The 12,011-nt window shown below is 71.1% G+C and carries 11 protein-coding genes; 8 read left to right on the top strand and 3 right to left on the bottom strand.

Annotated features, from left to right (window positions below):
• The first annotated feature begins 182 nt into the window (after positions 1 to 182).
• The 5 genes from ACE37J_RS01510 to ACE37J_RS01490 are packed head-to-tail and all read left to right on the top strand — an operon-like array spanning position 183 to position 4,408.
• On the top strand, positions 183 to 1,160 hold the full coding sequence (locus tag ACE37J_RS01510) for an NAD(P)/FAD-dependent oxidoreductase (RefSeq protein ID WP_409705942.1): 978 nt from the start codon (positions 183 to 185) through the stop codon (positions 1,158 to 1,160).
• Positions 1,161 to 1,177: 17 nt separating this feature from the next.
• Positions 1,178 to 1,483 carry a DUF2849 domain-containing protein gene (locus tag ACE37J_RS01505; RefSeq protein WP_409705939.1) on the top strand — a complete coding sequence of 102 codons (306 nt, stop codon included), beginning with the start codon at positions 1,178 to 1,180 and terminating at the stop codon, positions 1,481 to 1,483.
• Between the two features lie 12 nt (positions 1,484 to 1,495).
• The gene (locus ACE37J_RS01500; RefSeq protein ID WP_409705936.1) at positions 1,496 to 3,148 is read left to right on the top strand and encodes a nitrite/sulfite reductase; all 1,653 of its coding nucleotides are present in this window, start codon (positions 1,496 to 1,498) and stop codon (positions 3,146 to 3,148) included.
• Entirely contained in the window at positions 3,135 to 3,641 is a 507-nt protein-coding gene (locus ACE37J_RS01495) for a DUF934 domain-containing protein (protein ID WP_409705933.1), read from the top strand. Before ACE37J_RS01500 ends, ACE37J_RS01495 begins: the two co-directional genes overlap by 14 nt.
• A complete protein-coding gene (locus tag ACE37J_RS01490; RefSeq protein WP_409705930.1) occupies positions 3,638 to 4,408 on the top strand; it encodes a phosphoadenylyl-sulfate reductase in 771 nt (256 codons plus the stop codon). Before ACE37J_RS01495 ends, ACE37J_RS01490 begins: the two co-directional genes overlap by 4 nt.
• A gap of 357 nt (positions 4,409 to 4,765) precedes the next feature.
• Here the strand turns inward: ACE37J_RS01490 and ACE37J_RS01485 are convergent, their stop codons facing one another.
• From ACE37J_RS01485 to ftsH, 3 genes are read right to left on the bottom strand one after another with little or no spacing between them, the layout of a single operon-like run.
• Positions 4,766 to 5,524 (bottom strand): SDR family NAD(P)-dependent oxidoreductase, encoded by a 759-nt coding sequence (locus ACE37J_RS01485; protein ID WP_409705927.1) that lies wholly within the window; start codon positions 5,522 to 5,524, stop codon positions 4,766 to 4,768.
• A gap of 2 nt (positions 5,525 to 5,526) precedes the next feature.
• Positions 5,527 to 6,315 (bottom strand): methyltransferase domain-containing protein, encoded by a 789-nt coding sequence (locus tag ACE37J_RS01480; RefSeq protein ID WP_409705924.1) that lies wholly within the window; start codon positions 6,313 to 6,315, stop codon positions 5,527 to 5,529.
• Entirely contained in the window at positions 6,312 to 8,228 is a 1,917-nt protein-coding gene (gene ftsH / locus ACE37J_RS01475; protein ID WP_409705921.1) for an ATP-dependent zinc metalloprotease FtsH, read from the bottom strand. Before ftsH ends, ACE37J_RS01480 begins: the two co-directional genes overlap by 4 nt.
• 369 nt (positions 8,229 to 8,597) lie before the next feature.
• Between ftsH and ACE37J_RS01470 the strand changes: the two genes are divergently transcribed.
• The 3 genes from ACE37J_RS01470 to ACE37J_RS01460 are packed head-to-tail and all read left to right on the top strand — an operon-like array spanning position 8,598 to position 11,951.
• The gene (locus ACE37J_RS01470; protein WP_409705918.1) at positions 8,598 to 8,966 is read left to right on the top strand and encodes a response regulator transcription factor; all 369 of its coding nucleotides are present in this window, start codon (positions 8,598 to 8,600) and stop codon (positions 8,964 to 8,966) included.
• A gap of 1 nt (position 8,967) precedes the next feature.
• On the top strand, positions 8,968 to 9,276 hold the full coding sequence (locus ACE37J_RS01465) for a hypothetical protein (RefSeq protein ID WP_409705915.1): 309 nt from the start codon (positions 8,968 to 8,970) through the stop codon (positions 9,274 to 9,276).
• Complete coding sequence (locus ACE37J_RS01460; RefSeq protein WP_409705912.1) at positions 9,273 to 11,951, top strand: ATP-binding protein; 2,679 nt, start codon at positions 9,273 to 9,275, stop codon at positions 11,949 to 11,951. The genes ACE37J_RS01465 and ACE37J_RS01460 overlap by 4 nt, the downstream gene beginning before the upstream one ends.
• The last annotated feature ends 60 nt before the right edge of the window (positions 11,952 to 12,011 follow it).

Genomic DNA, 12,011 nt, shown 5'->3' with positions numbered 1-12,011 from the left:
GCCCTCGCTCGGTCTTTCCGCTCAGGGGTTAACGGATTCAGGGGTGCAGGGCAAACCGCCCTATAATACATTTTCTCGATGTTAATTATTTCTTGTGAAGTTTGGTGCTTGTGTTTTATTGCCATCCACATCCCGCGCGCCTAGGTTCTCGATCAGCCGCCCGGAACCCGGAGAAACGCGCCATGACGCTCCGCAGCCAAGAGAAGACCGCTCTGCCGGCCCTCGTTGTCGGCGCCGGCCCTGTCGGCCTTTACGCCGCCTTCCAGCTCGGGATGCGGGGCGTTCGCCCCGTGATCGTCGATTCCCTCTCCTTCGCCGGCGGCCAGCTCGCCGCGCTCTATCCCGAGGGCGTGATCGAGGACGCGCCGGGCGCGGGCCCCGTCTCCGCCGGCGCGCTCGCCGCGCGGCTCGAGGCGCAGCTTGCGCCCTTCCGCCCGCTCCGCCTTTACGGGCGGCGCGCCACCGCGCTCTGGGGCGGGCTCGAAGGCGGCTTCAACCTCGAGACGGAGACCGGGGAGACGATCACCGGCGCCGCCGTGATCTTCGCCGGCGGCGCCGGGGCGATGCGGCCGAAGCGGCTCGTCGCCGAGGGCGTCGCCGCCGTCTCCGCCGATGCGATCCGCTATGACGGCGCGGTCGGGCGGGACGCCCGCGCGGTCGCCGTCGTGGGCGAAGGCCCCGCCGCCATTGACGCCGCCCTCGCCGCCGCGCCGGGCGCCCGCCGCGTCACGCTGATCCACGCCCTGCCGCTCCGCGCGAACGAGGAGCGGGCGGCGCGGCTCGCCGCCGCCGCAGGTTCCGGGCTCGACATCTTCCAGGGCGCGGTCGAGCGGCTCCGCGCCGAGGGCGGCCGCCTCGAAACGGTCGAGGCGCGGGGCGAGGCCGGGAGCCGCGCCTTCGACGCCGACCTCCTCCTCGTCGAGGCGGGGCTCGAATATGCCGGCCGCGGCCTCACCGGCCTCGCGCCCGTCGCCGACGCGGCGACGGGGGAGACGGAGGTCCCCGGCGTCTTCGCCATCGGCGGCGGGCGGGAGGTGGTCGGCGGCGCCGGCTATCTCGCCGCCGGCTTCGCAGACGCGCTCCGCGCGGCGGAGGCCGCCGCCGCCCGCCTCGCGCCCCCCGCCCCGCGCGCCCACGCGCGCCGCTTCGAGATCGCCTGACCCGAAAGGAGCCGATCATGGCCAAGCCCTTCACCCCCGTCGCGCTGACCGCCAACGACCTCCTCGAAGGGGACGCCGTCTGGTGGACGGGCGAAGCCTGGTCCCCCAGCGTCTCCGCAGCGCTCATCGCGCGGGACGAGGCGGAGGCCGCCCTGCTTTCCGCCCGCGCGGCGGACCCGGCGGAGGGCGCCCGCGTCGTCGGCGCCTATCTCGTGGAGTTCGACCAGGCGGGCCGCCCCCGCCTCCGGCGCGAGGCGATCCGGGCCGACCGGGAGCCGACCTTCGCCTATGGCGCCGCCGCCCCGCTTCGCGACGCGGCCTGACCGGAGCCCCTCATGTATCGCTATGACGAGTTCGACGCCGCCTTCGTCGAGGCGCGCGCGGCGGAGTTCCGCGACCAGGTCGCCCGCCGTCTCTCCGGCGCGCTGACGGAGGAGGAGTTCCGGCCGCTTCGCCTGATGAACGGCCTCTACCTCCAGCTTCACGCCTACATGCTGCGCGTCGCCATTCCCTATGGCGTGCTGAACGGCGGGCAGATGCGGGCGCTCGCCGAGATTTCGGAAAAGTATGATCGCGGCTACGGCCATTTCACCACGCGGCAGAACATCCAGTTCAACTGGCCGAAACTGCGCGACGCGCCGGACATCATCGACGACCTCGCGAAGGTCGGGATGCACGCGATCCAGACCTCGGGAAACTGCATCCGCAACACGACGACCGACCCTTTCGCCGGCGTCGCGCCCGACGAGATCGAGGATCCGCGGGCGACCTGCGAGCTGATCCGCCAATGGTCATCCCTCCACCCGGAATTCACCTTCCTCGGCCGCAAGTTCAAGATCGCGGTGACGGGCGCGGAGGCGGACCGGGCCGCGATCCGGGTCCATGACATCGGCGTGCAGCTGGTGCGGAACGCGGCGGGCGAGCCCGGCTATCGCATCCTTGTCGGCGGCGGGCTGGGGCGGACGCCGATGATCGGCAAGGTGGCGCGGGAGTTCCTGCCGAAGGCGGACCTCCTGCCCTATCTCGAAGCCTGCCTCCGCATCTACAACCTCTTCGGGCGGCGGGACAACAAGTACAAGGCCCGCATCAAGATCCTCGTCCACGAGATCGGGATCGAGGAATATTCCCGCCTCGTCGAGGAGGAATTCGCCGCGATGGACGGCACCGCGGCGCCCGACGCCGCCGAGATCGCGCGGATCGAGGCCTATTTCGCGCCCCCCGCCTATCGCGAGCGGGCGGGGACAAGCGCGCTCTTCGAGCGGATGAAGCGGGAGGATGCGGGCTTCGCCGCCTGGACCCGCCGCAACGTCCACCCCCACCGCGTCCCCGGCTACGCCGCGGCGACGATCTCGCTGAAGCCCATCGGCGGCGCGCCGGGGGATGCGACGGCGGAGCAGATGCGCGCCATGGCCGAGGTCGCGGAGCGCTGGTCGCTCGATGAATTGCGCGTGACGCACGAGCAGAACATCGTCCTCCCCCATGTCGCGCTCGATGACCTTTACGCCGTCTGGACCCGCCTTCGCGCGCAGGGGCTCGACGCGGCGAATCGCGGGCTGGTGACGGACATCATCGCCTGCCCGGGGCTCGACTATTGCGCCCTCGCCACCGCCCGCTCCATCCCCGTCGCGCAGATGATCGCGGAGCGCTTCGCCGACCAGGCGCTGCAGGAGAAGATCGGGCCGCTATCGATCAAGATCTCGGGCTGCATCAACGCCTGCGGCCACCATCATGTCGGCCATATCGGCATCCTCGGGCTCGACAAGGCTGGGGTCGAATCCTACCAGATCACCATCGGCGGCGACGCGACCGAGACCGCCGCGCTCGGGGACCGGACGGGCCCCGGCTTCTCCTACGAGGAGGTGACGGGCGCGATCGGGGCGCTGGTCGAGACCTATCTCGAAAGGCGGGAGGCGGGGGAGACTTTCCTCCAGTGCTATCGGCGGCTCGGCATGGATGCGTTCAAGGAGAGGCTCTATGCCGCTGCGTGACGATGGCGGCCCGATCCCGGACGGCTGGACCCGGGTCGAGCCCGGCGCCCCCCTCGCCCCCCGCTCCCTCCTCGCGCTCGATGACGCCGAGGCGCGGGGCGAGGCGCTGGCGGGCGTCGCGCCCGAGGCGCTCGGCATCGCCATCCCCAACGACGCGGAGCGCGCGCGCGTCGCGCCCTGGCTCGCCCGCGTCTCCCTCATCGCCGTCGCCTTCCCCGCCTTCAATGACGGGCGCGGCTTCTCCCTCGCCCGCGCGCTCCGGGCGAAGGGCTATGCGGGCCGTCTCCGCGCCGCCGGGCCGGTGATCGCCGACCAGTACGCCTATCTCCGCGAATGCGGCTTCGACGAGGTCGAGATTCCCGAGGCGCTCGCCGCCCGGCAGCCCGAGGCGCACTGGGCCGCAGCGGCGAAGCGCGTCGGCCTCTCCTACCAGCAGGGCTATGACGGGCGGCGCAACATCCTCGCCGCGCGGGCCATGGCGCGCGGCCAATGAACCTCGGGATGATCGAAACCCTGCCCGAGCCGCGGCTCTTCCCGCGGCTCACCCCGGAGGCGCGGGCCGAGGCGCTTTCCCGCCTTTTTGACGGGCTCGACGCCGGGGAGATGCTGGAGGAGGCGCTCTTCGGCCCGCTCCGCGGCCGCATCGCGCTCGTCTCCTCCTTCGGGGCGGAGAGCGTCGCGCTCCTCCATCTCGTCGCGAAGGTTGACCCGGCGACGCCGGTGATCTTCCTGGATACGGAGATGCTCTTCCCCGAAACGCTCGCCTATCAGCGCGAGCTGGCCGGGCTCCTCGGCCTGACCGACCTGCGCGTCATCCGCCCCGCGCCGCAGGACGCGGCGGAGGCGGGCCCGGAGGACGTGGATCGCTGCTGCCACCTCCGCAAGATCCGGCCGCTCCGCGCCGCGCTCCGGCCCTTCGACGGCTGGATCACCGGGCGCAAGCGCCATCAGGGCGGCGCCCGCGCCGCGCTGCCCCGGTTCGAGACGGACGAGGAAGGGCGGCTGAAGCTCAACCCGCTGGCGGACTGGGAGGCGGAGACGGTCCGCGCCTATGTCGAGGAACACGATCTGCCGCCGCATCCGCTCGTCGCGAAAGGCTATCCCTCCATCGGCTGCGCGCCTTGCACCACCGCCGTGAAGCCCGGCGAGGACCCGCGCGCGGGCCGCTGGCGCGGCTCCGCGAAGACGGAATGCGGCATCCATTTCATCGGCGGGAAGGCCGTGCGCGGCCCGGCGCCGGCGACGTTCGACAGGCTCTGAGGGCTATACGCGCTCGATACGCAGTGCGCCCGATACATTGATCCATAACGAAAACGGCCAAGTCGCAAGCTAAGTCGAGGCGGAGGCCCCTTGCAACGATCAGCGATGCGGCGCCCGGTTTCAATCAGGCGCCCGGCGGATCAGACCCGCGGCTGATCCGCCCGCGGCCGCCGCCCCCCGGCGGCCGCGTTTCCGCGCCCGCCGCGGCGTCCGAGGGCGTATCTTCGACGTTCGGGAAGGCTTGGCGCCCCTCGGCCTGCGGCTTGCGCCTCCGGCCGACGGCCTCGGCATCTCTCCACTGGAGAGATGCTCTTCGAGGCCGGGCGCCCGTCATTTCGAACGCCGTCACATACCCCCTCACACCACGGGGCAAAGCCCCCCGTCGAGATTGACCGACGCGCCCGTGATATAGGTCGCACGCGCCGAGGCGAGGAAGGCGACGAGGTCGGCGTAGTCCTCGGCCTCGCCCACCCGCCCGAGCGGGACCATCTTCCCGAAATTCTCGTAGATCGCGCCCGGCCCGTTCTCGCCCCCGCGCCGGTCCCATTGCGCGGATTTCAGGAACCCGATGCAGATCGCGTTCACGCGGATGTTCTCGCCCGCATATTCGTTGGCGAGGGACTTGGTGAGATTGAGCCCCGCGGCGCGCATCACGCTCGTCGGCAGCATCCGCGCGCCCGGCGCCTTGCCGCCGCCGATCGAGGCGTTGACGATCACGCCGCCGCCCCGCGCCCGCAGATGCGGAACGGCGAGCCGGCAGAGCCGCGCCGCCGCCATCACCTTCAGCTGGAAATCCGCCTCCCATGCGGCGTCCCCCAGCGCCTCCAGCCCGAAGGCGGCGGAGGCGCCGGCGTTGTTCACGAGGATGTCGAGCCCGCCGAAGGCGGAAACCGTCTCCGCCACCAGCGCCTCGCAATCCGCCGCGCTCGTCACGTCGGCCCGGACGGGCAGAACGTCCCCCCCGATCCCTTCGGCGGCGGCGCGCACATGATCCTCCCGCCGCCCGCAGATGACGACCTTCGCGCCTTCCGCCGCCAGCCGCCGCGCCGTGGCGAGGCCGAGCCCGTCGCTCCCCCCCGTGATGATCGCGACCTTGCCGCCGAGTTCGAGGTCCATGCCTAGCTCCCTTTCCGCGCTGTGAAGAAGACGCGGCGGAACGGAAACCAGCAGCCGCCCGCCCCGTCAAGCGGATAGGCCGCCGCGAGCGCCTCGTCCCAGAGCGCGGCGAAGCGCGCCGCCTCCCCCGCGTCCAGCGCATCGAGGATCGGGCGGCCGCCGGTCGAGGAGGTGAAGGCGCGGACGGGGTGACCCCCCGCCCCGGGGCGCTCCATCCGCTGGAGATACTCCGTCTCCCAGAGGTCGAGCGCGAAGCCCGGCAGCAGCGCGGCGTAGTCCGGGAGCGGCAGCGGGCCGGGGAAGGGCGTCCAGCCCGAGAAGAGATCGGGCCGCACCGCCGCCGCCGCTGCGATCATCGTCCGGTGCGAGGGGCGGTCGAGCTGCCCCGGCATCTGCACGGCGAGCGCGCCGCCTTCCACAAGGAACCCGGCGAGGCGGGGGATCAGCGCCTCATGGCCGCCGAGCCAGTGCAGCGCCGCGTTGGAGAAGATCAGCGCCGGCGGCGCGCCCGGCTCCCAGGAGGCGATGTCCGCCTCCTCCACCGCATCGAAGAGCGGCGCGGCCTGTCCCAGCATCGCGGCGGAGCCGTCCACCCCGGTGAGCCGCCGGTCCGGAAACCGCGCCCGGAGCGCCGGCGCCGCCGCGCCCGCGCCGCAGCCGAGATCGACGAGAGGGCCAGGGGGAAGCGCCGGAACCCGCGCCAGAAGGTCGAGCGCGGGCCGGAGCCGGAGATCGGCGAAGAGCGAATAGGCGGCGGGGCTCCAGAATCCGAGCCCCGCGGCGCCGGTCAATTCGGCTGCGGCTCCATGCCCCCGTCCGCCTCGCCGCCGCGGCGCTTGCCGGCCTTCGGGATCGAGGCGAGGCGGGATTTCGCGCCGCCCGAGGGCGGCGGAGCGCCGTCTTCCGGCCGGTCGAGCGGTTCGCCCGCGATGACCTTGCGGATCTCGTCGCCCGTCAGCGTCTCGTATTCGAGGAGGCCCTGCGCCAGCCGCTCCCATTCGTCGCCATGCTCGGTGAGGATGCGCTTCGCCGTCGTGTAGCCCTCGTCGATGATGCGGCGCACCTCCTCCTCGATCAGCCGCTGCGTCTCGGAGGAGATGCGGAGATTGCCGCCATAGGCGCCGAGATAGCTCTCGGTCTGGTCCGCATAGTCGATATTGCCGAGCTTCTCGGAGAAGCCGAACTGCGTCACCATCGCCCGCGCGATCTTGGAGACCTGCTGGATGTCCGAGGTCGCGCCGGAGGTCACGCTGTCCTCCCCGAACTTCAGCTCCTCGGCGACCTTGCCGCCCATCGCCATGGCGATCTTGGACGTGTATTTCCGCCGCGTCACCGAATACTGGTCCCGCTCCGGCAGGGACATGACGAGGCCGAGCGCGCGGCCGCGGGGGATGATTGTCGCCTTGTGGATCGGGTCATGCTCCGGCACGTGCAGGCCGACGATGGCGTGGCCGGCCTCGTGATAGGCGGTGAGGGTCTTCTCCTCCTCGGTCATGACCATGGAGCGCCGCTCCGCGCCCATCATGATCTTGTCCTTCGCCTTCTCGAAATCCTCCATCGTGACGAGCCGCTTGCCGGCGCGCGCGGCGTGGAGCGCCGCCTCGTTCACGAGGTTGGCGAGATCGGCGCCGGAGAAGCCGGGCGTGCCGCGGGCGATGATTTTCAGCTCGACGTCCGGGCCGAGCGGCACCTGCCGCGCATGAACCTGGAGGATCTTGTCGCGCCCGCCGACATCGGGGTTGCTCACCGTCACCTGCCGGTCGAACCGGCCGGGGCGGAGCAGCGCGGGGTCGAGCACGTCCGGCCGGTTGGTGGCGGCGATCAGGATCACGCCCTCGTTCGCCTCGAACCCGTCCATCTCGACGAGGAGCTGGTTCAGCGTCTGCTCCCGCTCGTCATTGCCGCCGCCATAGCCGGCGCCGCGATGGCGGCCCACGGCGTCGATCTCGTCGATGAACACGATGCAGGGCGCGTTCTTCTTCGCCTGCTCGAACATGTCGCGGACGCGGGAGGCGCCGACGCCGACGAACATCTCGACGAAGTCGGAGCCCGAAATGGTGAAGAAGGGCACGCCCGCCTCCCCCGCGATGGCGCGGGCGAGCAGCGTCTTGCCGGTGCCCGGCGGGCCGACCAGCAGCGCGCCCTTCGGGATCTTGCCGCCGAGGCGGGAATATTTCTGCGGCTCCTTCAGGAACTCGACGATCTCCTCGAGCTCCTCCTTCGCCTCGTCGATGCCGGCCACGTCGTCGAAGGTGACCTTGCCGGTCTTCTCCGTCAGCAGCTTGGCCTTCGACTTGCCGAAGGACATCGCGCCCCGGCCGCCGCCCTGCATCCGGTTGAGGAAGAAGATCCAGACGCCGAAGATGATGAGCATCGGCAACCAGAAGCCGAGCGTGGAGAGGAGCCCGCCCTGCTGCTGCGGCTCGACGATCACGCGCACGTCGCCCTGGCGCAGCGTGTCGATGATGTTCGCGCCCAGCGGCTGATAGGTGGTGAAGGCGCGGCCGTCAGTGGTGCGGCCGGTGATCTTCTCCCCGTCGATCGCCACCTCGGCGACCTGTTTCTGCTCCACCTTGTTCAGGAACTCGGAGAAGGCGACCTGCCCGCCCGTCGTGCGCGACCCGCTGTCGCTGAACACGTTGAAGAGCGCGACGAGGAGGAGGATGGCGACAGCCCAGAAGGCGAAGTTGCGCGCGTTTCCCACGGATACGGAATCCTTCGATGACGTCGCGGGGCGTCATCCCGCGTTCACGTGAAGATAAGGTATAGGGATGCGCGATCAATGCGTCGACCCTGCGGCGGCGGCGCGCGGGGCCTTCTTCCTTCCTGCCCCGGGCCCGATCCGGGACCCCGCCGAACGAAGCGCCGGGGCGTCCGAAGCCCGGCTAAAGGCCTCTGAAACAATTCATCACGACTTTTTCTAAACAAAATCAAGCCTCCGACCACGATTTCCATGGAAATCGCCCGAATCCGGCCCTTCGGGCCCAGCCCCTCAAGCCGATTGACCGCGCGCCCCGCCCCTGCCCTAATGCGCGGGACCGGGAGCATAACCCGGCGCCGGGAGAGATCGCCCATGACCCGCGTGATGATCGTGGAGGACGAGCCGCATATCGTCGAGAGCCTCAGCTTCCTCTTCGCGCGGGAGGGGTTCGACGTCCGCGCGATCGATGACGGCGCCGCCGCCCTCAAGGCGCTGGAGGCCGAGCCGCCGGACGTTCTGGTGCTGGACGTGATGCTGCCGGGCCTCGACGGGTTCGAACTCCTGCGCCGCCTTCGCGCCGCGCCCGCGCTGAAATCCCTCCCCGTCCTCATGCTCACCGCGAAGGGCCAGCGCCGCGACCGGGAGATCGCGGAGGCCGCGGGGGCGGACCGGTTCATGACCAAGCCCTTCTCCAACGCAGAACTCGTCGCCGCGGTGAAGGCCCTCGCGGCCCCCGCCTGAGATGAACGGCCCCGGCTTCACCGGCGGGGAGCGCGAGCCGCCGCCGCTCACGCCCGCGGAAGCGGAGGCGGACGCCGCCGGCTTCGCCGCCGCCCGGGCGCGGGACGCGGCGCTGATCCTGCCGCTCTTCGGCGCGCTCCTCTTCCTCCCGCCGCTCGTCGGCGTCTTCGCGACGGATGCGCGGCTCCTCGGCGTGCCCCTCATCGTCGTCTGGCTCTTCGCCGCCTGGGGGCTGCTCATCGTCCTCGCCTGGCGGCTGTCGCGCCGCCTCGCGCGGATCCTGGCGGAGGCCGACGGGGGCGGCGGATGACGGTCTCCCCCGACGCCATCCTCCTCGTCTCGCTCGCCTATGTGGCGCTCCTCTTCGGCCTCGCCTGGTGGGTGGACCGGCGGGCGGCGCGCGGCGGCGGGCGCTGGCTCCGCTCGCCCGTCATCTACACGCTCTCCCTCTCCGTCTACTGCACGGCCTGGACCTTCTACGGCGCGGTCGGCTCCGCGGCGCGGAACGGGCTCGAATTCGTCACGATCTATCTCGGCCCGACGATCCTCTTCATCGGCTGGTGGTGGCTGATCCGGAAGCTGGTGCGGATCGGGCGGACCCACCGGATCACCTCGATCGCGGACATGATCTCCTCCCGCTACGGCAAGTCCGGCCCGCTCGCCGCCTTCGCCACCATCGTCGCGGTGACGGCGACGACGCCCTATATCGCGCTCCAGCTCCAGTCGCTCACGCTCTCCTACGAAGCCATCACCGGCGGCGACCCGAGCCAGGACGCCGCCATCGCCGCCGTCGCCGCGCTCGGCCTCGGGCTCTTCACCATCCTCTTCGGCACGCGGACGCTGGACGAGAACGAACGGCATTACGGCGTCGTCGCCGCCATCGCGGTTGAGGCGGTGGTGAAGCTCGCCGCGCTCGTCGCGGTCGGCCTCTACGCGATCTGGTGGGTCGCCGGCGGCCTCGAGCCGACCTTCGCGGCGACGGATGCGGAGGCGCTGAAGCTCGACCAGCTCTTCGACGCGCGCTGGGCCGCGCTCATGTTCCTCTCCGCCACCGCCATCATCTGCCTGCCCCGGCAATTCCAGGTGACGGTGGTGGAGAACACGGACGAGCGGCATCTCCTCACCGCCTCCTGGATGTTCCCGGCCTATCTCCTGCTCATCTCGCTCTTCGTCCTCCCCATCGCCGCGGTGGGCGCCATGGCGGGGATCGGCGGGAACCCCGATCTCTATGTCCTCACCCTGCCGCTGAAGCGGGGGGACGACGCGCTGGCGATCCTCGCCTTCATCGGCGGCTTCTCGGCGGCGACCTCGATGGTGATCGTCTCCACCATCGCGCTCTCCACCATGGTCTCCAACCACATCGTCGCGCCGCTCTCGGTCCGGCTCATGACGCGGGACGGGGAGGAGCGCTCGGGCGACGTGCGGAGCGCCCTCCTCGCCTCGCGGCGCGTGGCGATCCTCATCATCCTCTGCCTCGGCTATACCTATTTCCGCGTCTCCGGCCGGTCCGACGCGCTGGCCGCGACCGGCCTCATCGCCTTTTGCGGCGTGGCGCAGTTCCTGCCCCCGCTTCTGGCCGGCATCTTCTGGCGCGGGGCGACGAAGGCGGGGGCCGCGGCGGGGCTCGCGATCGGCTTCGCGCTCTGGCTCTGGACTCTCTACCTCCCGAGCTTCGGCGGGGATGTCGCGATCCCCGCCTCGGTGCTGACGGAGGGGCCGTGGGGCCTCTCATGGCTGAGGCCGCATGGCCTTTTCGGGGCGGAGGCCGCGGACCCGCTGGTTCACGCCACGGCCTGGAGCGTCGGGCTCAACGCCGCCGCCCTCGTCCTCGTCTCGCTGATGACGACGATGAGCCCGCTGGAGCGGCTGCAATCGGCGCTCTTCGTCGGCGCCTTCCGGGCGGAGCCGATCCGCGCCTTCTCCCTCGTCCGCCGCTCCGCGGCCTCGACCGATCTCTACATCCTCGCCCAGCGCATCCTCGGCTCAGGCCCGGCGACCGCCCTCTTCCAGAGCGCGGCGGCGCGGCAGGGCAAGGCGACCGGCCTGCCGGACCCGACGCCCGTCTTCATCTCGGGGCTGGAGCGGAACCTCGCCGGCTCCGTCGGCGCCGCCTCGGCCCATGCGATGGTGAACCGCATCGCGGGGGGCGAGACGATCTCGATGGCGGAGCTGGTGGAGATCGCGGACGAGAACGCGAAGCTCCGCCGGGCGACCGAGGCGCTCCGGGCCAAGACGGCGGAGGCGGAACAGACGGCGCAGCAGCTCCGCGCCGCCAACGAGCAGCTCCGCACGCTCGACGCGCGGAAGGACGAATTCCTGAGCCAGGTGAGCCACGAGCTTCGCACGCCCATGACCTCGGTGCGGAGCTTCGCGGAGATTCTGGAGACCAACCCCGACCTCGACGCCGCGAAGCGCCGCCGCTTCGCCGGCATCATCCAGGCCGAAAGCCTCCGCCTCACCCGCCTCCTCGACGAGATCAGGGACCTTTCCTTCCTCGACGATCCGAACGCCGGTGCGGACCTTCGCCCGGTGGACGCCGAGGCGGCGCTGGACGCGGCGGCGGAGATCGCCCTCGCGCCCCATCAGGCCGGGCGGGTGGAGCTGATCTGGGCGGGGCGGAGCGGCGGCGCCGCGATCATGGCGGATCCGGACCGGCTGGCGCAGGTCTTCATCAACCTCATCTCGAACGCGGTAATCCACAACGACAAGGAGGTGGCGCGGCTGACTCTGGCGACGCGCGCGGAAGACGGCGCATGGACGCTCGAAGTCTCCGACAACGGCCCCGGCGTCGCCGAGGAGGACCGGGAGCGCATCTTCGAGACCTTCTTCCGCCGCTCCACGAAGGGCTCCGCCGGCCTCGGCCTGCCGATCTGCCGCAAGATCATGCGGCTCTTCGACGGCAGCATCGAGATCGCGGAGGCGAAGGACGGGGCGCGCTTCGTGCTGCGAGCGCCGCTGGCGGCGGCGGCGCAGGCGGCGGAGTGAGGGGCGAGCGCTTTCGGAACGCTATTTCTGATTATCATTAAATTACAGATATATAACCCC

Source organism: Pikeienuella sp., assembly GCF_046290545.1.
Classification (GTDB): Bacteria; Pseudomonadota; Alphaproteobacteria; order Rhodobacterales; family Rhodobacteraceae; genus Pikeienuella.
This window is presented reverse-complemented; position numbering and strand designations above follow the sequence as displayed.